The organism is Sphingomonas sp., assembly GCF_036388435.1.
In the GTDB taxonomy this organism is placed as follows: Bacteria; Pseudomonadota; Alphaproteobacteria; order Sphingomonadales; family Sphingomonadaceae; genus Sphingomonas.
On record NZ_DASVRV010000053.1, the window covers coordinates 159,639 to 181,905 of the forward strand.

At 68.7% G+C, this 22,267-nt stretch carries 21 protein-coding genes and 2 tRNA genes; 13 read left to right on the forward strand and 10 right to left on the reverse strand.

The genetic code is table 11. The annotated features are described in order from the left end of the window. Nucleotides 1-52: 52 nt before the first annotated feature. The 6 genes from VF592_RS13705 to dapA form a co-directional block, all read right to left on the reverse strand. Nucleotides 53-397: a response regulator gene (locus VF592_RS13705; protein ID WP_331006182.1), complete on the reverse strand. Its 345-nt coding sequence runs from the start codon at nucleotides 395-397 to the stop codon at nucleotides 53-55. Between the two features lie 76 nt (nucleotides 398-473). Further along, nucleotides 474-2,855, reverse strand: a complete 2,382-nt coding sequence (locus VF592_RS13710; protein WP_331006183.1) for a hybrid sensor histidine kinase/response regulator — start codon at nucleotides 2,853-2,855, stop codon at nucleotides 474-476. A 77-nt stretch (nucleotides 2,856-2,932) separates the two neighbouring features. Further along, nucleotides 2,933-5,023 carry a M13 family metallopeptidase gene (locus VF592_RS13715; protein ID WP_331006184.1) on the reverse strand — a complete coding sequence of 697 codons (2,091 nt, stop codon included), beginning with the start codon at nucleotides 5,021-5,023 and terminating at the stop codon, nucleotides 2,933-2,935. 43 nt (nucleotides 5,024-5,066) lie between these two features. After that, on the reverse strand, nucleotides 5,067-5,669 hold the full coding sequence (locus VF592_RS13720; protein ID WP_331006185.1) for a DUF2062 domain-containing protein: 603 nt from the start codon (nucleotides 5,667-5,669) through the stop codon (nucleotides 5,067-5,069). Further along, the gene (gene smpB / locus VF592_RS13725) at nucleotides 5,666-6,148 is read right to left on the reverse strand and encodes an SsrA-binding protein SmpB (protein WP_331006186.1); all 483 of its coding nucleotides are present in this window, start codon (nucleotides 6,146-6,148) and stop codon (nucleotides 5,666-5,668) included. Before smpB ends, VF592_RS13720 begins: the two co-directional genes overlap by 4 nt. Before the next feature lie 100 nt (nucleotides 6,149-6,248). After that, nucleotides 6,249-7,133 (reverse strand): 4-hydroxy-tetrahydrodipicolinate synthase, encoded by an 885-nt coding sequence (gene dapA, locus VF592_RS13730; RefSeq protein ID WP_331006187.1) that lies wholly within the window; start codon nucleotides 7,131-7,133, stop codon nucleotides 6,249-6,251. 79 nt (nucleotides 7,134-7,212) lie between these two features. On the opposite strand from dapA, the gene VF592_RS13735 reads away from it, so the two are divergent. The 5 genes from VF592_RS13735 to VF592_RS13755 all read left to right on the forward strand — a co-directional run bounded on the left by VF592_RS13735 (nucleotide 7,213) and on the right by VF592_RS13755 (nucleotide 11,456). Continuing rightward, nucleotides 7,213-9,198: a lytic transglycosylase domain-containing protein gene (locus VF592_RS13735; RefSeq protein ID WP_331006188.1), complete on the forward strand. Its 1,986-nt coding sequence runs from the start codon at nucleotides 7,213-7,215 to the stop codon at nucleotides 9,196-9,198. A gap of 9 nt (nucleotides 9,199-9,207) precedes the next feature. Next, on the forward strand, nucleotides 9,208-9,690 hold the full coding sequence (gene greB / locus VF592_RS13740; RefSeq protein ID WP_331006189.1) for a transcription elongation factor GreB: 483 nt from the start codon (nucleotides 9,208-9,210) through the stop codon (nucleotides 9,688-9,690). Between the two features lie 50 nt (nucleotides 9,691-9,740). After that, nucleotides 9,741-9,986: a hypothetical protein gene (locus VF592_RS13745; protein WP_331006190.1), complete on the forward strand. Its 246-nt coding sequence runs from the start codon at nucleotides 9,741-9,743 to the stop codon at nucleotides 9,984-9,986. A gap of 38 nt (nucleotides 9,987-10,024) precedes the next feature. Then, nucleotides 10,025-10,813 (forward strand): NYN domain-containing protein, encoded by a 789-nt coding sequence (locus VF592_RS13750; protein WP_331006191.1) that lies wholly within the window; start codon nucleotides 10,025-10,027, stop codon nucleotides 10,811-10,813. 67 nt (nucleotides 10,814-10,880) lie between these two features. Then, nucleotides 10,881-11,456, forward strand: coding sequence for a Uma2 family endonuclease (locus VF592_RS13755; RefSeq protein ID WP_331006192.1), 576 nt, complete (start codon nucleotides 10,881-10,883; stop codon nucleotides 11,454-11,456). A 504-nt stretch (nucleotides 11,457-11,960) separates the two neighbouring features. On the opposite strand, the gene ettA is transcribed toward VF592_RS13755, so the two are convergent. Continuing rightward, nucleotides 11,961-13,640: an energy-dependent translational throttle protein EttA gene (gene ettA, locus VF592_RS13760; RefSeq protein ID WP_331006256.1), complete on the reverse strand. Its 1,680-nt coding sequence runs from the start codon at nucleotides 13,638-13,640 to the stop codon at nucleotides 11,961-11,963. A gap of 115 nt (nucleotides 13,641-13,755) precedes the next feature. Here ettA and VF592_RS13765 point away from each other — a divergent pair, with 115 nt between their 5' ends. The 5 genes from VF592_RS13765 to VF592_RS13785 all read left to right on the forward strand — a co-directional run bounded on the left by VF592_RS13765 (nucleotide 13,756) and on the right by VF592_RS13785 (nucleotide 16,333). Then, entirely contained in the window at nucleotides 13,756-15,174 is a 1,419-nt protein-coding gene (locus VF592_RS13765; RefSeq protein ID WP_331006193.1) for a M20/M25/M40 family metallo-hydrolase, read from the forward strand. 119 nt (nucleotides 15,175-15,293) lie between these two features. Next, nucleotides 15,294-15,554, forward strand: coding sequence for a hypothetical protein (locus VF592_RS13770; protein WP_331006194.1), 261 nt, complete (start codon nucleotides 15,294-15,296; stop codon nucleotides 15,552-15,554). A gap of 13 nt (nucleotides 15,555-15,567) precedes the next feature. Beyond that, complete coding sequence (locus VF592_RS13775) at nucleotides 15,568-15,828, forward strand: hypothetical protein (protein WP_331006195.1); 261 nt, start codon at nucleotides 15,568-15,570, stop codon at nucleotides 15,826-15,828. Between the two features lie 154 nt (nucleotides 15,829-15,982). After that, a tRNA-Ile gene (locus VF592_RS13780) sits at nucleotides 15,983-16,058 on the forward strand. A 198-nt stretch (nucleotides 16,059-16,256) separates the two neighbouring features. Further along, nucleotides 16,257-16,333 (forward strand) — tRNA-Pro (locus VF592_RS13785). A gap of 3 nt (nucleotides 16,334-16,336) precedes the next feature. Here VF592_RS13785 and VF592_RS13790 read toward each other — a convergent pair. Continuing rightward, nucleotides 16,337-16,795, reverse strand: coding sequence for a GreA/GreB family elongation factor (locus VF592_RS13790; protein WP_331006196.1), 459 nt, complete (start codon nucleotides 16,793-16,795; stop codon nucleotides 16,337-16,339). 92 nt (nucleotides 16,796-16,887) lie between these two features. Then, nucleotides 16,888-18,651: a HAMP domain-containing sensor histidine kinase gene (locus VF592_RS13795; RefSeq protein WP_331006197.1), complete on the reverse strand. Its 1,764-nt coding sequence runs from the start codon at nucleotides 18,649-18,651 to the stop codon at nucleotides 16,888-16,890. 211 nt (nucleotides 18,652-18,862) lie between these two features. Here VF592_RS13795 and VF592_RS13800 point away from each other — a divergent pair, with 211 nt between their 5' ends. Continuing rightward, nucleotides 18,863-19,324, forward strand: coding sequence for an Lrp/AsnC family transcriptional regulator (locus VF592_RS13800; RefSeq protein WP_331006198.1), 462 nt, complete (start codon nucleotides 18,863-18,865; stop codon nucleotides 19,322-19,324). Between the two features lie 62 nt (nucleotides 19,325-19,386). On the opposite strand, the gene VF592_RS13805 is transcribed toward VF592_RS13800, so the two are convergent. Continuing rightward, the gene (locus tag VF592_RS13805; RefSeq protein ID WP_331006199.1) at nucleotides 19,387-20,670 is read right to left on the reverse strand and encodes a hypothetical protein; all 1,284 of its coding nucleotides are present in this window, start codon (nucleotides 20,668-20,670) and stop codon (nucleotides 19,387-19,389) included. A 154-nt stretch (nucleotides 20,671-20,824) separates the two neighbouring features. Here VF592_RS13805 and VF592_RS13810 point away from each other — a divergent pair, with 154 nt between their 5' ends. Together VF592_RS13810 and VF592_RS13815 are read left to right on the forward strand one after the other, a co-directional pair. Then, nucleotides 20,825-21,574: a YaaA family protein gene (locus VF592_RS13810; RefSeq protein WP_331006200.1), complete on the forward strand. Its 750-nt coding sequence runs from the start codon at nucleotides 20,825-20,827 to the stop codon at nucleotides 21,572-21,574. Continuing rightward, a complete protein-coding gene (locus tag VF592_RS13815; RefSeq protein ID WP_331006201.1) occupies nucleotides 21,571-22,251 on the forward strand; it encodes an SDR family NAD(P)-dependent oxidoreductase in 681 nt (226 codons plus the stop codon). Before VF592_RS13810 ends, VF592_RS13815 begins: the two co-directional genes overlap by 4 nt. Nucleotides 22,252-22,267 lie beyond the last annotated feature (16 nt).

A 22,267-nucleotide genomic window follows, 5' to 3' on the forward strand; every position in this document is an offset into this window, starting at 1 on the left:
GGTTGGCTAGCCCCGGCGTCATTTCCCTCCCCGTGTCAGGGAGGGGAGACGATCAGAGAGCGTCGAGCGCCTTTTGCACGCCGTCCATCGTGAACGGCTTCATCAGGCGCGGCCGATCGCGGAATTTCTCGGCCACCGAATCCTCGGAACCGCCGGTCGCGAAGACGAAAGGTACGCCGCGCAACGCCAGCTCCTCGGCGATCGGGCCGCTCTTCTCGCCGCCGCGCAGATTGACGTCGAGGATCGCCGCGTCGGCGCCGTCGATCAGCGGCATGGCCGCCGCGACGCAATCGGCGGTGCCGGCGACCTCCTTGTCGAGAAGTTCGAGGAAGTCCTCGAGCATCATGGCGATCAGGGGCTCGTCTTCGACGATAAGGATACGCTTGGGAGAAGTCATCGGGGCTGGTGCATAGCGGGCTTTCGCGCGGGCGCAAATGGGCCGGTGTTCAAGCGGTTGGGCCGATTCGGGCGCGTCACCGCCCCGCCATCGCGTCGCGCGCCACCTCGGCCAGCTGCTGGACCGAGAACGGTTTGGGCAGAAAGACGACATTGTCGAGATCGATCGACTTGCGGAGCTGCTCCTCGGCATAGCCCGACATGAACACGATAGGCAGGTCGGGATATTTCTCGCGAACGTGGCGGACCATGGTGGGGCCGTCCATGGTCGGCATGACCACGTCGGAGATCAGCAGGTCGGGCCGCCCGCTCCGCTCCAGCAGGTCGAGCGCGACCTCGCCATTCTCCGCCGCCAGCACGCTGTACCCCTGGCGCGTCAGCGCGCGCTCGGCGACGGCGCGGACCATGTCCTCGTCCTCGACGAGCAGGATCGTCCCCGACCCCCACAGGTCGGCGGGCTTGGCCGCGGGCTTGGCGGGCGCCGCCTTGACCGGCCCGGCCGAGGCATGGACCGGCAGGAAGATGGAAAAGGTCGCACCGTGCCCCGGCTCCGACTCGGCGAAGATATAGCCGCCCGATTGCTTGACGATGCCGTAGACGGTGGACAGCCCCAGCCCCGTGCCCTTGCCGAGTTCCTTGGTGGAGAAGAAGGGCTCGAAGATCTTGGGAAGATCGGCGGGCGGGATGCCGCTGCCATTATCCTTGACCTCCAGCGCCGTGTAATCCGCGACCGGGAGCACGTCGTGCTGGAGGCGCCGGACCTCCGTCGCGGGGACGGCGCGTGTCGTGATCGTCAGCGTGCCGCCGCCGCGCGGGTTTCTTTGCAGGATCGCGTCGCGCGCGTTGACCGCGAGGTTGACGATGACCTGTTCGAGCTGCCCCGGATCGGCGCGCACCGGGCCCAGATTTCGGCCGTGATGGACGTCCAGCGTGACGAGTTCGCCCATCAGCCGATTAAGCAGGTTCGACACCTCCGACACCACGTCGGGGAGCTGGAGCAGTTGCGGCCGGAGCGTCTGCTGGCGCGAAAAGGCGAGCAACTGGCGCGTCAACGCGGCGGCGCGGTTCGAGTTGGCGCGGATCTGCTGGATGTCGTCATAGTCGCTGTCGCCGGGCGAGTGGCGCATCAGCATCAGGTCGCAATAGCCGATGATCGCGGTCAGGATGTTGTTGAAGTCATGGGCGACGCCGCCCGCGAGCTGGCCCACCGCCTGCATCTTCGTCGCCTGCGCCACCTCGCGCTTCAGGCGGCTTTCCTCCGAATTGTCCTTGAGCGACAGGAGCACGGCGGCGTCGCCCAGCCCGCGCGCGCCCGCGATCGTCAGCGCGACGGGTTCGTCGGGATGATGGGCGAGACGGACCGCCATGTCGGTCGAATGCGTCGCCCCGCCCGCGAAGCGGCGGATCGCGTCGGCGACCGCGCCCTTGTCCTCGCGCACGACCAGATCGCCGGGATAGAGCGGCGGCGCGTCCGACTTGACCCCGGCCGCCCGGGTGAAGGCGTCGTTCATCTGGAGAAAGCGGCCGTCCCGGTCGACCAGCGCCATGCCGAAGGGCATGAGCGAGACGAGGCTGCGGACATGCGCCGACGCGCTGGCGCCGATGGCGGGCGCGTCTTCCTCGTCGTCGAGCAGGGCCACGAGCATGGGGGCGTCCTCGCCGTCGAGGAACGGCACCTGGACGATGCGCAGCGGGTGCCCTTCCAGCCCCTCGCGTTCGAAGCGGACGAGCCCGCGGCTGTCGGTGATGAGGTGGCGGGCGAAGTCGCGCCCCTCGATCGCGCCTTCGGTACGGCCGGTGGCGCGGTGGGCGAGCACCGGGTTGGCCGCACGCACGCGGCCATCCGGGCCGATCAGCGCGGCCATGATCCCTGCATGACCCAATCGGGTGCCCGTTTCACCGGTGAGCAGTTCGGCGACGGTGCGGCCGAGATCATAGTCGCGGTCCGCACGAAAGCGCCACACGAGCATGTCGGCCTCCACCCCGGCCCGGGTGACGGTCGCGGCGAGCAGCGCGGCCCCGGAGCGCAGCCGTTCGGCCCCGCCCCGCCCGTCGCGCCACGCCGCGCGTCCGGCCGCGCCGAGGGCGTTCACCCCCGCTTCGTCGAGCGGCAAGCCGGGAGGCACGGGCAGTCCGCCGAACATCGCCTCGAACCCGTCATTGGCGCAGACCAGGCGGCCGGCGCGGTCGGTCACCGCGACGGCGTCGTCGCTGGCCTGGGCGATCCCGCGCACCAGGTCCCAGTCCGTCGCGCGCGCATCCGCGTCGGCGCGTCGCGGCGCGAGCAGGCGCCAGGCGATCACCGCCCCGCCCGCGATCAGACCGGCCGCCAGGAACCCGGCCGCCGCGACCGGGCTGCCGGTCAGGAACAGGACGAGCGCGGCGGCGAGGACCGCCGCGACGCCGGTCGTGATGGTCGCGCTGCGGACCGGGGCGATGATGGTGGGGGCGGAAGCCATGATGCGCTGTTCACCATGGTCGACCCGACCGCGCAATCAAATCCTCCCCGAGTTCGATCTCGGGGAGGATCGATGGATCACCAGACCTTGATGCGCTGAGCGGGCGGCAGATAATAGGCCTGGCCCGGCTTCACGTCGAAGGCCGCGTACCAGGGGTCGAGGTTGCGCACGGCATAGGCGCGGAAATTGCCGGGCGTGTGCGGGTCGGTGGTGAGCTGCTGGCGGATCGACGCCTCGCGCGCCTTGGTCTGCCAGACCTGGCCGAAGCCCAGGAAGAAGCGCTGGTCGCCGGTGAAGCCGTCGATCACGGGCGCGGGGCGACCATTCAACGACAGCTTGTACGCGTCATAGGCGATGGTCGCGCCAGCCAGGTCGGCGATGTTCTCGCCCAGGGTCAGCTCGCCGTTCACCTTGCCGCCCGGGATCGGCTCATAGGTCGAATATTGCGCGACCACGCGGTCCGTATAGGTCTTGAAGCGCGCCACGTCCTGCGGCGTCCACCATTCCGCGACATTGCCCTGGGGATCGAATTTGCGGCCCTGATCGTCGAAGTGATGGGTGATCTCATGGCCGATCACCGCGCCGATGCCGCCGTAATTGACCGCCGCGTCGGCGTTGGGATCGAAAAAGGGCGGCTGGAGGATCGCGGCGGGAAAGACGATCTCGTTCAGCAGCGGGTTGGCGTAGGCGTTGACCGTCTGCGGCGTCATGAACCATTCGGACCGATCGACCGGCTTGCCGACCTTGGCGAGCTGGCGATCATATTCGAAGTTCGCCGCCCGCTCCGCATTGCCGAGCGGGTCGCCGGCTACGATCCGCAGCGCGCTATAGTCGCGGAACTTGTCGGGATAACCGATCTTGGGCGTGAACGCCGCGAGCTTGGCGCGGGCCTTGACGCGGGTCTCAGGCGCCATCCACTCCAGCTTGGCCAAGCGCGCGTCCATCGCCCGGACGAGGTTCTTGACCAGCTCGTCGGCCTTGGCCTTGGCGTCGGGGGTGAAGTAGCGCTGGACGTAGAGCTCGCCCACCGCTTCGCCCATCGACCCGTTGACCACCGACACGCCGCGCTTCCACCGGTCGCGCAGCTGCGGGGTGCCCGACAGCGTGGTGCCGTAGAATGCGAAATTCTCGTTCACGAACGCCTTGGGCAGCATCGGCGACGCGTTGCTGATCGTGTGGAAGGCGAGATATTCCTTCCAGGTCGACAGGGGCGTGACGCCGACGATCTTCGCGGTCGCGGTCAGCGCGGAGGGCTGGGCCACGATCACCTGGGGCTGGCTGGGCATGCGCAGCGCGGTCAGCAGCGTCGCCCAGTCGAAGCCGGGCATCCGCTTCGCCAGTTCGGCGGTGGGCACGGGGTTGTAGATCTTCTCGATCTGGCGGTTCTCGACCTGGGTCCAGTGGACCTGGGCGATCTGCTTCTCCAGCTCGAAGATGCGCCGGGCGGCACCCTCGGGATCGGGACGGCCGGCGAGGCGGAGCATGGTCGCGATGTGCGGCACGTATTTCGCGCGCACCTCGACGAATTTGGGATTGTCGACGAGGTAGTAGTCCCGGTCGGGAAGGCCGAGACCGCCCTGCCCGGTATAGACGGTGTAGACGCTATTGTCCTTCAGGTCCTGCTGGACGCCCGCACCGATCGGCACGTCGATCCCGCGCCGGGTCGCGACCGCAAAGGCGGTGGCGAGATCGGCCGGGGTGGCGATCGCGTCGATGGCCGTGAGATAGGGCTTGAGCGGCGCGGCGCCCTTTGCTTCGATCGCGGCCTCGTCCATGAAGCTGGCATAGGCTACGCCGACCTTCTCGCCGGCCGAGCCGGGGGCGTTGCGCTGGCGAGCGACGTCCTCGATCAGCGCGCGGGTGCGCTGATCCGACAGGTCGCGCAGGATGCCGAAGCCGCCCCAGCTCGACCGGTCGGCGGGAATCTCGGTCCGGTCCATCCAGCGGCCGTTGACGAACTTGTAGAAGTCGTCGCCCGGCGCGACGGTCCGGTCCATCGCGGTGAGGTCGACGCCGAAGCTGCCGAGCTGGGGCTTGCCGGGCACGGAGGTCGGCCGGGCCGCCGCCGGGCGCAATGCCGGAGCCGTAGGTGCGCCCGATTGGGCATAGCCGATGCCCGCGACCGTGACGGTGGCGAGCAGCGAGGTGACGAGAAGCGACTTCCGCATCGAACATCCTTGGATGGAGGAGGATGCCCCGTGTTCTACCCGACTAGGACGCCTCGTCAATCGTGCCGTGCAGTTCGTCCCGCGCGACGCGCCGGTGCCGCCATTTGCGCGCGATCCAGAGCCGCCAGCCCAGCGCCGACAGCGCATAGCCGAGCGCCGCGAGGACGGCGGTCAGGATCACGATGCCGAGCGCCGCGACCGCGCCCTTCTCCATCAACCAGGGGACCCAGCCGATCTTCTCCCCGATCTGCTGCGCGGCGCCCGCCGCCAGATCGCCCGGCACGTGGCGGTCGACGCGCAGCACCCATTCGCCGATGAAATAGGCGACGATCCACAGGAACGGCGTCGTGAACGGGTTGGTGATGAAGGTCGTCAGCGCCGCCGCCGGAATGTTGGCGCGAAGCGGCAAGGCGAGCAGCGCGGAAAAGGCGATCTGCGCGACGGGAAACAGGATGCCCGTCACCATGCCCAACGCTACGCCGCGCGGCACCGAACGCCGCGTCGCGCGCCACAAAGCGGGGTGAAGGACGCGGTGCGCGACAGGGCGGAGCAGGCGGCTGCGTTCCATGCTCTCGCGCGTGGGCATGTTGCGGTGGCCCCAGGCGGCCGCGCGCTTCCACATGCCCAGGCGGGCGGTGGCGGTCATCCGCGGTCGCGCATGATGCGGGCGGCGTCGCGCTTCCACTCGCGTTCCTTGATATGCTCGCGCTTGTCATGGTCCTTGCGGCCCTTGGCCAGCGCGAGCTCGACCTTGGCGCGGCCCTGGCCGTTGAAATAGACCGACAGCGGCACCAACGTCATCCCCTCGCGCGCGACCCCGCCATGCAGCTTCTTGATCTCGCGCTCGTGAAGGAGGAGTTTACGCGGGCGCTTGGGCTCGTGGTTGAAGCGGTTGCCGTGGCTGAACTCGGGGACGTTGGAGTTGACGAGCCACACCTCCGCACCCTTCACCTCGGCATAGGATTCGGCGATCGATCCCTCGCCGAAGCGCAGGGACTTGACCTCGGTCCCCGTCAGCGCGATCCCGGCCTCGAACGTCTGCTCGATCGAATATTCGAACCGCGCGCGCCGGTTTTCGGCGACGATCTTGCGCTTGTCGAAGGTGGCGGGCTTGGGACGCGACATAGGCCGCATGTAGGGGAGCGCCCCGGAGAACGGAAGCGGGGTGCGGCGGGGCGGCGCGGGCGTGCGACGCGGGCGTGCCGGAGGACGGATCCGACCCGGACTAGACAAGCCCGGCATGGGCCAGCGCCGCGTCGACCGCCGCGCGCGACGCGTCGCCCGGCCAGGTCATCGGCGGGCGGAGCGTTTCGGGAAAGCCGGGGCGGACGCGGGTCATGGCGTATTTCACCGGGCCGGGCGAGGCGTCGGTGAATAGTGCCGTGTGAAGCGGAAAAAGGCGGTCCTGATATTCCAGCGCGCGGGCATGGTCTCCCGCCTGGCACGCGGCCTGGAACTCGGCGCACAGCCGCGGCGCGACATTGGCCGAGACGGATATGCACCCCACCCCGCCCATCGCGTTGAAGGCGAGCGCAAGGTCGTCATTGCCCGACAGCTGGCAGAAATCCGCGCCTAGACTCGCGCGGTGCTCCGACACGCGCGCTAGGACGCCGCTGGCATCCTTGACGCCGACGAAGACGCCCGGATGCGCCTGGACGATCCGGGCGAGCGTGGCGGGCAGGATGTCGGTCACGGTACGCGAGGGGACGTTGTAGAGGATGATCGGCAGCGTCGCCGCGTCCGCCATCGTCGCGAAGTGGTGGGCGATCCCGTCCTGGCTGGGGCGGTTATAATAGGGCGGGACCATCAGCGCTGCGTCGGCCCCCGCCGCCTTGGCGGCGTGGAGGTTGTCGACCGCGACCCGCGTGTCGTTCGAACCCGCGCCCGCGATCACCGGCACGCGCCCCCGCGCCTGGCCGACGCAGACCGCGACGACGTGGAAATGCTCGGTCGCCGACAGGGTCGCGGCCTCGCCGGTCGTGCCGCAGGACACCAAAGCCGACGACCCTTCGGCGATCTGCCATTCGATCAGGTCGCGATACGCCGCTTCGTCGAACGCGCCATCGGCCGCGAAGGGCGTGACGAGCGCGGGGATCGATCCGGAAAACATGGGTGGAGTCCGCTCCTTACGCGCCGAACCGCGCGATTTCGTTCAGGACAGATACGGGTGAGTGGCCTATCCTGTCCACATGATCGCAACGCTCCTCAAATCGACTGCCGTCCTCGCCGTGCTCGCCCAGGTCACCGGCGCCTCGCCGGGCGGGTGGACCGGCTATCCGTCGCAGGTCGTCGCTCCCGTCGCCGGCACGCCGGCGAACGACCGGTCGATCGCGTCGGCGATCGCCGAATGGCGTGCGATCGGGCAGACCGACGCCCTGCCCTTCGACAGCTATGCGCGCTTTCTGCTCGCCCATCCGGGCTGGCCGAACGAGGGGGCGAACCGGCGCGCGGCCGAGCGCCAGGCCGGGATCGCCTCGCCCGCGAGCGTCGTCGCCTATTTCCGCCGTTTCCCCCCGACCTCCGCGTCCGGCACCGTCGCCCATGCCCGTGCGCTGGCGGCGACGGGCGACACCGCGCGGGCGCGTGACGAGGCGCGGCGGGCGTGGCGGATGGGCGCGCTGCCCGCCGCCGACGAAAGCCTCGTCCTGTCGACCTTCGGTTTCGCGCTGACCCCGGAGGATCACGACGCGCGGGTCGACGCGCTGCTCTGGGCCGGGTCGACGAGCGCCGCCGCGCGGGCGATGCCGCTCACCTCGCCCGCGCGGCGGCCCGTGTTGGAGGCGCGGCTGGCATTGCGGAGCAACGCCGCGAACGCCGCCGAGCTGGCGACGAATACCGCCGAGCTATACCGGAGCGACGCGGGCTATGTCGCCGATCGCGCGACCTGGCTGCGCGACAACGGCGCGGGGCCGAGCGCGCGGACCTGGCTCGCCCGCCCGCGCCAGCTCGTCCAGCGGCCCGGCAATGTCGAGCGCTGGTACGAGGTGCTGCTGACCAATGCGCGCGCGGCATCGGCCGACGGGCAGCACCAGCTCGCCTATGACATCGCGCGCCAGATCGACGACGCCTATCCGGTCGGCACCGACATCTCGTCCAAGCCCTATGGCGAGCGGGACGATTATACGAGCCTGGCCTGGCTGGCGGGCCAGTCGGCGATGAAGATCGGCCGTCCCGCCGACGCGTCGGTGATGTTCGACCGCTATGGTCGCGGCGTCAAATCGCCCCAGACGCGCGCCAAGGGCTTCTACTGGGCCGCGCGCGCCGCCGCGCAGGCAGGACGCATGGCCGAGGCGACGCCGCTGTTCGAGCGCACGGCCGGGTATCGCGAGCAATATTATGGCCAACTCGCGCTGGAACGGCTCGGCCGCCCGCTTCAGCCGCCGGCGGCGCCGGTCGGCGTGCCCGTCCCGCCCGCCACGCGCGCGGCCTGGGACGCGCGTGAGCTGGTGCGCGCGGCGCGTTTCCTGGGGCAGATCGGGGCGCGGCAGGACCAGACGGCGTTCATCCGCCGGATCGCCGAGGGGATCGAGACGGACACCGACCAGCTTCTCGCGGTCGAGCTCTCGCGCAGCCTGGCACGGCCCGACCTGGCGGTGATGGCGAGCCGGACGGCCGCGCAGAACGGCCTCACCACCTATTCCGCCGCGGGCTTTCCGACGGTGCCCGTGCCGACGGGCTACGAGCGCAACTGGGTCGTGATCCATGCCATCACGCGCCAGGAATCGCAGTTCGACCGCACCGCGATGAGCTCGGCCGGCGCGCGCGGGTTGATGCAGCTGATGCCGGGCACCGCGCGCGAGCAGGCGGGGAAGATCGGGGTCAGCTTCACCGGGCTCGACAGCCTGACCGCCGATCCGAACCTGTCGATCATGCTCGGGTCGAGCTATTTCGACCGGATGTACGCCAATTACGGCAGCTATCCGCTCGCCATCGCGGCCTATAATGCCGGGCCGGGCAATGTGAACAAATGGCTGCGCCTCAACGGCGACCCGCGCACCGGCGCGGTCGACACGGTCGATTGGGTCGAGGCGATCCCGTTCACCGAGACGCGCAACTATGTCCAGCGGGTGCTGGAGAACGCGGTGGTGTACGACCTGCTCAACCCGGCGCGCGCGCGCAGCCGGGGCGACACGCGGTTGAGCTGGTATCTGGGTCGGGGCGCGCGGGTGGGCTGAGCGGCCCGCATGGATCGCCCGAACTATATCACGCCGGCAGGGTACAGCGCGCTTCGCCGCGAATATGACCAGCTGCTCGGCGACGAACGGCCCAAGCTGGTCGAGACGATCGCCTGGGCGGCGGGCAATGGCGACCGGTCGGAGAATGGCGACTATATCTATGGTCGCAAGCGGCTGCGCGAGATCGACCGGCGGCTCGGCTTCCTGTCCCGGCGGATGAAGGCGGCCAAGCTGGTCGATCCCGCCGCGCAGGAAGACCGGTCGCGGGTGTGGTTCGGCGCGACCGTCACCGTCGCCGACGCAGATGATCGCGAACGCGTGCTGACACTGGTCGGCGACGACGAGACCGACGCGGGCACGGGCCGGGTCGGCTGGAATTCGCCGATCGCGCGGGCCCTGCGCGGCGCGGCGGTCGGCGACGTGAGGCGCGTCGAGTTGCCGACGGGCGAGCGCGAATATGAGGTGATCGCCCTGTCCTACCCGGCGGGATGAGGAACGCCCGCCTTCCCCCGGCCGTTCTGCGGGCGAGAAGGAGAAGCATCATGGAAAATCCCCGCACGACTTCGGCCCGCGATCACGACGATCACGAGATCATCGACGCAGCCGCCGCCGATCCCACCCCCGGCCAGGGTGGCACGAGCGGCGGCAACCTGCAGCGCGACGTCGCCAGCCAGTCAGAGGAGGTGGCGGTCAGCGAGCCCGACGCGCTGGTCCGCCCGCAAAAGGAGGACGATATCCACAACAACCAGGCATTCAGGACGGGCAAGCCGCGCGACATGACGGGCTGACCTTGCCCTGTCCCGGCGATCGTTACAGGGTGGGTTCCATGAACGAGCCCACCCGCAACGTCGCCCTGCTGATCGACGCCGACAACGCCCAGCCCTCGGCGATCGACCCCGTGCTGACCGTCCTGGCCGAGCTGGGGACGGTCAATGTCCGCCGCGCCTATGGAAACTGGTCCAAGCCCGGGCTGAAGGGCTGGCGCGACGTGGCGCTGCGCTACGCCATCGAGCCGCAGCAGCAGTTCGACCTGACCAAGGGCAAGAACGCCACCGACATGAAGATGACGATCGACGCGATGGACCTGGCCTTTCGCGGCCGGATCAGCGCGTTCGGGATCATGTCGTCGGACAGCGACTTCATGCCGCTGGCGACCCGGCTGCGCCAGGACGGGCTGGAGGTGTACGGCTTCGGCTCCAGCCGCGCCCCCGCCGCGTTCCGGGCGGCGTGCACCCGCTTCATCGATGTCGGCGCGATCACCGTCGACGAGCCCGAGCCGCCCCTCGACCAGCCCGCCGAACGCGCGTCGGCCCCGTCCGACATTGACGCCGAACCCGTCCCCATCTTCGACGCGCTCCCCCCGGCCATCCGCTCCGGCAAGGGTGCCAAGGTCGACCCCGCTTTGCTCAAGCTGCTGGTCGACGCGTACGACTCGGTGAAGAAGGACGCCAAGGGCTTCGCCAATTTGTCGGTCATGGGCCAGCTCGCCGGCAACCGCTCCAGCTTCGACGCGCGCAATTACGGGTTCAAGCGATTGAGCGACCTGATCGAGTCGGTTCCGGAGTTCCAGGTGGACCGGCGGGAGAATGCGTTGTGGGTGAAGCGGGTGCGGTGATGGGCTCGTGGACCGGCAGGTTCGGGCGCTGTAGGATCGCGTCGGGTTGCCCGTTGGAGGCGAAGACATGACCGTTCACGAAGTGATCGCAATTCCGGTTGAGCAGAAGGTATGGAAAGTCCGCGTTCAGGATTTTCTGGTGCTGGAGGAGAGCGGCGCGTTCGTCGACTATGCCCGGGCGGAGTTATTGGATGGGGAAATCTGGGTTTTGAACGCCATCCACAGTCGGCACGCGGCGGCCCAAGCGGAACTGCAAGGGCGGTTGTGGGCCGCATTGCGAGCGGCGGGAAGTAGTCTGCGGACCTACGTAACGCCGACAGTCGTTATCGAGAACCGGTCGCGTGTCGAGCCGAACCTAGCAGTCGGTCCTCCGAACGATGGAGGCCTGCTTCCGGTTCAGAAGATCAGGCTGGCCCTCGAAGTATCCGACACGACGTTGCCTGTGGACCTTGGCAGCAAGCAGCGCATCTATGCGGCCGCCGGTGTCCCCGAATATTGGGTAGCGGACGTGAATGGGCGCGTGATTCATCGGATGTGGTCGCCCTCGGGGGAGATCTATCAGCGACACGACAAGACCATCTTCGGACAATCAATAAGCGCGGCCACGCTGGACGACATAATTATCGACACAGATGTGCTTTGAACGCCGCCCATCCGAGTTCGCCCATGTTGGTAGCCTTATGACGATCCAAGAGCTTATCCACATCGATACCGAATCCGGATAGCCGCTCGCGCGCAATATCCCGCGTTTCGGCTGAGAACGCCTCGGGATGTCGAAGCACGATGGCCTCGGCTGTATACTCCGGCAGACCATAGCCCAGCACTTCGTCGAGGCCGTCCGTTCGATTGCGAGCGCAATACTCCAGCGCGGCTCGCTAGCCTTCCCTGCCGATCTTGGGGCGGAGCCGATGCATCCGCCACGCCTTTCGTCCAGCCTCGCGCCTGATCTCCTCAATCGTGTGGACCATGGACCAACAAGACCGGGCAACGGGATCGGTGTGGTCGCTTGCGCACACGACTACAAGACGTGCAAACGCGGCGCGGTAGACAAGATCGGATACGCCTTTCGCGTTCTTCATCGTACGGCGAAGCTCTTCGATTGACGTCATCCCCACCAATCGATCAAGCGTCCGCCGTTCGAGATCACTCACCGCGTCAGCTTCTTATACGCCAATCGCGTCGGCCGATCCGCCGCGTCGCCCATGCGCCGCCGCTTGTCCTCCTCATAGGATTCGAAATTGCCCTCGAACCATTCCACATGGCTGTCGCCTTCGAAGGCCAGGATGTGGGTGCACAGCCGGTCGAGGAAGAAGCGGTCATGGCTGATGACGACCGCGCAGCCCGCGAAGCTTTCCAGCGCTTCTTCGAGGGCGCGGAGCGTCTCGACGTCGAGGTCGTTGGTGGGCTCGTCGAGGAGCAGGACGTTGCCGCCTTCCTTCAGCATCTTGGCCATGTGAACGCGGTTGCGTTCGCCGCCCGATAGCTGGCCGACCTTCTTCTGCTGGTCCGCGCCCTTGAAGTTGAACGCGCCGACATAGGCGCGCGTGCCGATCTCCTGCTTGCCGAAGCGGAATATCTCCAGCTTGTCGCTGATCTCTTCCCAGACATTCTTGTTGGGATCGAGATCGTCGCGCGACTGGTCGACATAGCCGAGCTTGACGGTGGAGCCCATCTCGATCGTGCCGGCGTCGGGCTGTTCCTTGCCGGTGATGAGCTTGAACAGCGTCGACTTGCCGGCGCCATTGGGGCCGATCACCCCGACGATGCCGCCGGGCGGAAGCGTGAAGTCCAGCCCCTCGAACAGCAACTTGTCACCATAGGATTTGGACAGGCCCTTGGCCTCGATCACCTTGCCGCCGAGGCGCTCGGGGAGCTGGATCAGGATCTGCGCCTTGCCCGCGACGCGGTTCTCCTGCTTCTCCATCAGCTCGTCGAAGGCGCGGATGCGGGCCTTGGACTTGGTCTGCCGGGCCTTGGGGGTCTGGCGCATCCACGCGAGCTCGTCGGAGATCGCCTTTTGGCGCCCGGCCTCCTCGCGCTCCTCCTGCTCCAGTCGCTTGATCTTCTTTTCGAGATAGCCCGAATAATTGGACTCATAGGTGTAGTAACGCCCGCGATCGAGCTCGAGCACCCAGTTGACGACGTTGTCGAGGAAGTACCGGTCATGGGTGACGAGGATGACGTTGCCGGCATATTCCTTCAGGAAATTCTCCAGCCAGCCGACGCTTTCCGCATCGAGGTGATTGGTCGGCTCGTCGAGCAGCAGGATGTCGGGCTTTTCGAGCAGCAACTTGCACAATGCGACGCGACGCTTCTCGCCGCCCGACAGCAACGTCACGTCGGCGTCGCCCGGCGGGCAGCGCAACGCCTCCATCGCCTGTTCTAGCTGGCTGTCGAGCGCCCAGCCGTCGACCGCGTCGATCTTCGCCTGGAGGTCACCCATCTCCTCCATCAGCGCGTCGAAATCGGTGGCGTCCGTGGGATCGCCCATCTCGGCCGAGATCGCGTTGAAGCGGTCGACGAGCACTGCCGTCTCGCCCACGCCGTCGCGCACATTGCCCATCACGTCCTTGGTCGGGTCGAGCTGCGGCTCCTGCGCCAGATAGCCGACGCGGATGCCGTCGGCGGCCCAGGCCTCGCCGGTGAAGTCGGGGTCCATCCCCGCCATCACCTTCATCAGCGTCGACTTGCCCGAGCCGTTGGGGCCGATGATCGCGATCTTGGCCGAAGGGATGAACTGCAGGTGGATGTTGTTGAGAACGGGCTTGTTGGCGCCGGGGAAGGTCTTGGTCAGACCCTTCATGACGTAGGTATACTGGACGGCCATGATGCGGCTCGCGCTCCGTGCTAGGATTGTGGGCAGGGGATCGGGAAGGTTGACCGCCATGTAATCGCCGGCCCCGCCGTTGGCAAACGCGGCGGGGCGCCCTAGCCTGCCGCTCATGATCAAAACCATCCTGCTCTCCACCCTCCTCGCCGCGCCGGCGCTGGCCCAGACGCCCGTCATCACCCAGCCGGCGGCCCCCGCCCCGCCCGCGCGGCCGGTGACGCTCCCGCCCGAGATCGCGCGGCTGCGCGACGCGGCGCTGAAGGACGACCTGGCCTATGAGATCACCGAGGGGCTGACGACCGAGGTCGGCCAGCGGCTGGCGGGCACCGAGGCGGAGGCGCGCGGGCGGACCTGGGCGGTCGCCAAGCTCAAGGCGCTCGGGTTCCGCAACGTGCGCGTGGAGCCGTTCGCGCTGCCCGTCTGGGTACGCGGGACCGAAACGGCGGAGATCACCGCGCCATACCCGCAGAAGCTGGCGCTGACCGCGCTGGGCAATTCGGCCGCGACCCCGCCCGCCGGGATCACGGCGCCGGTGGTGGTGTTCCGCGACTATAACGACCTGCTCGCCGCGCCCGACGGGTCGCTGCGCGGCAAGATCGCCTATATCGGCCATGCCATGGCGCCCACGCAGGACGGATCGAGCTACGGCGCCTACGGCGTCGCGCGGCGGGTCGGGCCGGCGCTGGCGGCGCGTAAAGGTGCCGTCGCCGTGGTGATCCGATCGATCGGCACCGACAAGCACCGGCTGCCGCACACCGGGGGCACCAACTTCCCGGCCGATGTCACGCCGATCCCGGCGGCGGCGCTCTCCCATTCCGACGCCGAGCAGCTCGAGCGCGTCGAGGCCCGCGGCAAGCCCGTCACCATGCGGCTGGTGCTCACGCCGCGGACGCTGGGCCAGGGAATGTCGGGCAACGTCATCGCCGAGGTGCCCGGCACCGATCGCGACGCGGGCATCGTCCTGATCGGCGGGCATCTCGACAGCTGGGACCTGGGCACCGGCGCGATCGACGACGCGTCGGGCGTGGCGATCACCACCGCGGCCGCCAAGCGCATCATGGATTCGGGCAAACGTCCCCGCCGCACGATCCGCGTGGTGTGGTTCGGCGCGGAGGAGGTCGGCGTGTTCGGCGGCCGCGCTTACGGCGAGGCCCATGCGACCGAGCGCCATGCCGTCGCCGCCGAATCGGATTTCGGCGCCGACCGCATCTGGCGGTTCGAGACCAACCTGCCCGCGAACGCCGCCGCGGTCGTCAACCGGCTCGGCGCTGCCCTCGCGCCGCTCGGGATCCCGCGCGGGACCGCCAAGGCGGGCGACGGCGCCGATGTGGGGCCGATGTTCAAGCTCGGCGTGGGCGCGATCGACCTCAACCAGTCGGGCGACCGCTATTTCGACATCCACCACACGCCCGACGACACGCTGGAGCGCGTCGACCCGGAACAGATGCGGCAGAACGTCGCCGCCTGGACCGCGATGCTGGCGGTCGTCGCCTATGCGCCCGAGGAACTGGGGCCGGTGACGCCGCGCTGACCGCTTCCAATTGCGGCAGAAAAGTGGCGGCCGCTATTGACCTACTAATTTGGTCGGGTATTTAGAACGCTTCGTAGGGAGCGGGGCTGCTTGCGAAGCATCTGTTTGGGAGTTTCATCATGAAGAAGATCAGTTTCGCCATCGCGGCCGCCGGCCTGCTGTCGCTCGCCGCCTGCAACTCGCAGCAGGCCGAGAACGCCGAAGCCAATGCCGAGGCGCGCGCCGACAACCTGCATTCGGCCGCCGACAATCTCGAGGACGCGTCGGAAGCCGCGACCACGGAGAATGCCGAGGACGCGCTCGAGAACGCCGCCGAGAACACCGAGGCGATGGCCGACAATGTCGAAGAGAATGCCGACAACCAGACCGACGTCAACTGATCGACCGGGCTCGGTGAAGCGCTTTCTTCTTCTCGCCGCGATCGGCCTCGCGCCGCTCGCCGCCTGCTCGCAATCGCCCGAGGCGACCGCGGTGGAGGTGAACGCCGACATGCTGGCCGACGACCTGGAAGCCCAGGCGGACAATATGGAAGCCCTGGCGGAGAATGTCGCGGACGCCGACGCGGCCGCCGCGATCGAGAGCGCTTCGGAGAATCTGGAAGCCGACGCGGACAATGTCCGCGATCAGGCCGAAGACGTGGCGGAGAACCTGTAGGGGTTCGCCACGTCCGAGGTCGGCCGGCGCTGCCTCCGGCAGCATCCGACGGCATGGCTTCGCCATGACGCGGCTCCGATGGATAAAGGGCGCTCCCGCCATGGCAGGGGCGCCCTTTTTTCATGCGGCGTTCTCGGCTAACCGGGCCTTGGTGGGGCCTGTAGCTCAATGGTTAGAGCTGGCCGCTCATAACGGCTAGGTTGCGGGTTCGAGTCCTGCCGGGCCCACCAACCGCCCGCCGGTGTCGCGGCGCGGCGAAGCCGCCCAGCGACACCGGCCCGCGCGGCCGATGGCGCGCAGGCGCAGTTCGACGACACGGGTTCGCCGCGGCGCGGGGCCCGAAAAGCATCCGTGAGCCTTTGCTTGGCAAGGCCGGCCGGGCACGTTGCTTGTCGTGCATAGCTTCGCTATGCGCGTCGGCAACGTGCCGGGGAGTGGCGCAGGCTGGTAGCGCACCTGGTTTGGGACCAGGGGGTCGCAGGTTCGAATCCTGTCTCCCCGACCATCGTCACTTTGATGGTGGCACGACGATCTCGATCACCTCCACGCCATCGCCGAACGCGACATGCTCGCCGGCCATCGCGCCCATCAGTGCGCGTGCGAGCGGCGAGGAAAAGGCGATGCGGCCCGTCGCGGGCTCGGCCTCGTCGTCGCCGACGATCTCGATCTCCCTTGCCTCGCCCTTGACCCGTACCCGCACGCGCGAGCCGAAGGCGATCTCGTCGGCAGGCGGCGGGGGCGCGAGCGTCGCGGTCATCGACCGCGTGCGCCAATAGCGCAGGTCGCGCGCCACCGCTTTCCGCTCCTCGTCCGACCCTGCCGCCAGCCGCGCTTCCAGATCCGCCACGCGCCGGGCGAGCAGCGCCAGGCCGCGCGCGGTCACCAGATTCGGACCCGTCGGGATCGGCAGTTCGAAGCGAGGTTCCAGATGCTCCTCGTCGCTCTCGCGGCGGAACGCGACGCTCATGACGGGCCGTGCCGTCGCCAAGGATCGAAACAACCGTGGACCATGCAGACACAGCGTTCGAGGCGCGTCCCCGTTCCGCCGCCGCGACCACCTCAGATCGTCGTCGCGTGCTCGATCACCCGATCCACGCTGGTCGGGAGCCGCAACGTCAGGCGCGCGGGCCCGAGTTCGAGCGCGCCGCCCAGTTCCGCGGCGAGGTTGCGCGCGACGCGGATGGCGAAGCCGGTGCCCAGCAACGGGGTCCCGTCGGGCGCATCGTCGCCGCCATCGAGCGCCAGCAGCGCTTCACCGTCGAGCCCGACCAGGCTGCGCGGCCGATCGACCGCGATCTCGACCGTCGACGGATTGGCGTAGACCGAGGCGCGCAACGTCTCGCCCGCCGCGCCGGCCGCGACCAGGGTGGCGAACAGGCGGCCCAGCAGACGCTCCGCCGCGCGGTCGTCGGCGACCACATACGCATCGGTATCGCCATCCACGAGTATCCGCAGCCCGCGCAGGCCCGCCAGCGGCGCCAGATCAGCGACCACGCGTTCGATCATCGGCTGCACGGGGACCGGGCCGGGCCGCAGCTCCAGCGCGCCCACCTCGATCCGCGCGGCGGTATCCAGATCCTCGATCGCGGCCAGCAGCTCGCCCGCACGCGCCCGGATCGACGCCGCACGGTCGCGATAGGTGGCGGAAACGGGGCCGAGAAGCTCGGTCTCGATCAGCTCGGCGAAGCCCGCGATCGCATTGGTCGGCGTGCGCAGTTCGTGGACGAGTTGCCGCAGCGAGTCCGGGCTAGGCGCGGCAGCCGATCTCGCCGGCGCGGCGCTTTCGTCGGCGCGCGGACGACGCCCGGCGCCACGGAAACCGATGAAACGGCCGCTCAGCTCGTCAAAGGCGGGAATGCCGGTCAGCCGCCACGATCCCGCCGCGCTGGAGGTTCCACCCACTTCCAGCCGCGCATCGTCGAAGCGCGATCGACGGCGCAACCCGCCCGCCGCCACGCCGTCGACCTGCGCGATGCCCTGAACGCCCGCATGGGCGATCGACATCCCGACCAAGGCGCCGCGCGCCACGCCCTCCACTCCGGTTACGATGCCGGTCGCATCGGTCTCGAAGTGAAAATGCTCGCCCAGCGCCGCGGCGACCGCGTCGGGAACGGCGCGGGCGGTGCGCGGCGCCTCGTCGCGACGGCGGCGGAACGCCTCGATCCGGGCCACCAGGTCCGAGATGGCGAAACCGTCGGCCGGCGCGGGCGGCGGGGGCGCATCGGGCTCGCCCCGGGCAAGCGCTTGGGCGACGACGGGCAGCCCGCGCGCGATATCGCCCAGTGCCACGAACGGACTCTCGCTGAGCGGCGTATCGATCGGGGGAACCGCAGCGCACTCCCGCGCGGGCTCCGGCTCGGGCTCGGGCGCTGCGATCATCGCCGCATCCAGGCTCAGCGCCTCCGCGACCCCGATACTCTCGGGTCGGGGTAAGGTGAAGTCGACCGACCCGAGGCTCTCGAGCGCTCGGACGACCGGGGGGGCCAGGTCGCGGCGCTGGCGCAGCACCGAGCGCAGCGCGGGCGAGAGACGCGGGAGCAGGGCGATCCATTCCTCGACGTCGAGTTCGGCCGTTCGCAGCACCGGAGCCGCGACGGCCAGTTCGTCCTCGGCGAACAGCGAGACGAGCAGCGCGTCGGGACGCGCATAGGCCAATGCGCGCGCGCTCGCCGCCCTGACCGCCACGGGCACCGCCTGGCGAAGCATCCGCAGCCGGGCGAGCACGGGCTCGTCGGTCGCCACGCGTCCACGCCCGGCAAGGTCGACAAGCTGCCGCCAGGCCGCCTGCGCACCATGTCCGGCCGCCATATCGGAATTGAGCACCGTTTTGAGACTGTCGTCGAAGCGCACTATATGGGACCTTGGGCGAGCCGGCGAATGCCCCTCGTCAACGATTCCTTAACCTCGTGAATCAGCTGATCAAAGAGTCCGTTTCGGCACGTCGCATTGTGGGACAATTGCGCTTGCACGCAATGTTATTACGTACGTAAAGCCTGCTGCGCCCGCTTTGGGTTGTTGTGGAGGTTGGACGACGTTGGACCGTATCGATCGACAGATCCTGGCGCTGCTGCAATCCGACGGTCGGATGACGAATGTCGATCTGGCCGAACGCGTGGGGCTGACCGCCCCGCCCTGCCTGCGCCGCGTCCGCGCGCTGGAGGAGGCGGGCGCCATTCGGGGCTATCATGCCGAACTGGACGGCACGCGGCTGGGCTATCCGATCACCGTCTTCGCGATGGTCAGCCTGAAGAGCCAGGCCGAACATGACCTGTCCGCCTTCGAGGCCCATGTCGCCCAGATCGCCGAAGTGCGCGAATGCCACATGCTCAACGGTGAGATCGACTTCATTCTCAAGATCGTCGCGCCCGACCTGCGCGCGTTCCAGGAGATTTTGACCACCCACCTGACCCCCGCACCCAATGTCGCGAGCGTCAAGACATCGCTGACGATCCGGACCGCCAAGTCGGAATCGGGCATCCCGATCCTGTCCGACTAGAAAAGGGCCGACTAGAAAAGGGCGGCCGTGCGACCGCCCTTCTCCACAGGCGAAACCTCGGTTCAGGCCGTGACGGGCGCGTCGAGCGAGGTGATCCAGAGCTGTGCCAGATCGGCGCGCGGGGTGCCCTTGACGGCGGTGAAGGCCGCGCGAGCGCCTTCCTTGTCGCCCTGCCGCGCGAGCGCGATGCCCAGCCGCGTATTGACCTCGTCGGCGTTGACGTTGCCCTTCTGGAGCGCGATCCGGTAGAGTTCGGCCGCCTTCGCGTTGTTGTTCTGACTCAGATACGCCTCGGCGGTCTGCGCCGCGAGCTTGCCGTCGCCGGCCGACTTGGCCTTGGTCTCGAGCGGGCCGAGCGGGCTTTCATTGGCGATCGCTTTGCCGATCTCCGTCTGCATCGCTTTGTATTCACGGTTGGCGGCCGGAATCTTCCCCGCCGCGATCCCCTCGTTCAGGATGCGCTTGGCTTCCTCGGGCAGGCCGCGATCGAAGGTCTTCTGGGCATATTCGCCATAATCATATTGATCGGCGAGCGAGCGCGTGTGGTGCATCAGGCGGAACAGGTCGATCTTCTGCGGCGTGTCGAGCGTCGCGACGGACCCCTGCTGCAGGCCATAGAGCACCGCCACGTCGCGCCAGTTCTTCGCCGTCGGATAGGCGACCAGCAGCCGCTGCATCCAGGGCAGGGCCTGACCCGGCTGCTTGATGCCGCGCGCCAGGCCGTACCGGTACAGCTCCTCCGTGGGCTTCTGGCCGGCGGCCGTGGTGCGCTGAAGCTCGGCGTTGAGATCGGCGAGCGCGCCTTGCGTGTCGCCCGACTGCTCCTTCACGCGCATCATGTTCAGGCCGAAATTCGGATCGTTGTAGCCGAACTGCTTGGCCTGATTCCAATATTGCAGCGTCTGCGGGTATTGCTTGGCTTCATAGGCCAGCTGCCCGCGGATATAGGCCATCTGGCCCTTCCTGGACGGCTCGGTCAGTGGGCTGGCGAGCAGCGCGTCGAGCGGCGCGGCGAGACGGCTCTGGTCGACGGGCGCGTTGGGGTTCGCCTGGCGCGCGACCCGGATCCGCCCCTGCTCCATTTCAAGCCGAAGCGCGGCGGCGAAATACCGGTCCTGATCGGTCTTGGCCGCGGTATCGAGCTGCGTGAGGGCGGTCTGCGCGGTCGCGAAGTCGCTGGCGGCGATCGCCGTCTGCGCGGCCTGCGCCGCTTTCAGTGCCTCCGGGCTGAGCTTGGGGCCGGTTTCCTTCTTCTTCTGCGCGACGGCGGGCTGGGCGACGATCGCGCCGCCGGCGACGCCGGTCAGCAACAGCGCCGAAAGCAGGGCGCGGGAAAGGGTCTTCATGCGGATCTCCATCATGGCGGCATCGGCCTTCAACCACGCTCGAACCCGTACCGGGGCGCGGCGTTCCGTTCAAGCGAGGCCCGACGGCTTCCTGCGACCCGCCCACTGAACCGCGATTGAACGCGCGGGCCGGCGCGGCTAGTCGCACCGGCCCATGATCGCCCTGCTTTCCCCCGCCAAGTCGCTCGATTTCGAGCGCCCGGCCCCGCCCTGCTCGCCCACCATGCCGCGTTTCGCGGGCGAGGCAGAGACGCTGGCCCGGTCCGCCGCCCGGCTGTCGCGCAAGCGGCTGAGCGAGCTGATGCGCATCTCCCCCGCGCTCGCCGCGCTCAACATCGATCGCTACCGGGGCTTCGCGACCGCGCCCGAGCGGCCCGCTTTGTTCGCCTTTGCGGGCGACGTCTATGTCGGCCTGGACGCGCATAGCCTGGACGCGGCGGCGCTGGCGCACGCGCAGCGGCGGCTTCGCATGTTGTCGGGGCTCTACGGCCTGCTCCGCCCGCTCGATGCGATCCGCGCGCATCGGCTGGAGATGGGAACGCGCTGGGCGCCCCGGCACGCCAAACTGACCGACTGGTGGGGCGACCGCATCGCCAGGGCGCTCGGCGACGAGCTGGAAGCCGCCGGATCGACCACGATCCTCAACCTCGCCAGCAACGAATATTGGGCATCGGTCGCGGATCACCTGCCCCTGGGCGTCCGCGTCGTCACGGCCGAGTTCCGCGAAGGCCCGGACGCGCGGTTCGTCAGCTTTCACGCCAAGCGGGCGCGCGGCAGCATGGCGCGCTGGATGATCGACCACCGCGTCGACGATCCCGCCGCCCTGCCCGGCTTCGACCGCGACGGTTATCGCTTCGACGCGGACGCCGGCACCCCCGACCGCCTCCGGTTCGTCCGGGCATGAGGGCGGTCGTCATCGGCGCGGCGGGCGGGATCGGCGCGGCCCTGGTCGACGTGCTGCGCGAGGAGGATGCCGAGGTCCATGCCTTCGCGCGCTCCTTCGACGGCGACCGCCGGCTCGACCTGACCGACGAGGCGAGCATCGCCGCTGCCGCCGCGCGCGTCTCGCCGGGGGTGGACCTGGTGTTCGTCGCGACCGGCCTGCTCCACGAGGGCGATCGCGGCCCCGAGAAGACGTGGCGCGACCTCGACGGCGACTGGTTGCAGCGCAACTTCCTGGTCAACGCGGTCGGCCCCGCTTTGGTCGCCAAGCATTTCCTGCCGCTCCTGCCGCGCGATCGGCGCGGCGTGTTCGCGGCACTGTCGGCGCGGGTCGGTAGCATCTCGGACAACAAGCTCGGCGGCTGGTACGGCTATCGCGCCTCCAAGGCGGCGCTCAACCAGCTGATCCGAACGCTGGCGGTCGAGGAACGCCGGCGCAACCCGCAGGGCATCGTCGTCGCGCTTCACCCCGGCACGGTCGACACGGGCCTGTCGCGACCCTTCCAGGGCAATGTCCAGCCCGGTCACCTCTTCGCTCCGGACCGCGCGGCGGTGCAGCTGCTCGACGTGCTCGACGGCCTCCGTCCGGTCGACAGCGGCAAGCTGTTCGACTGGGAAGGCAAGGAGGTCAGTCCCTGAGCGGACCACCGCTCCT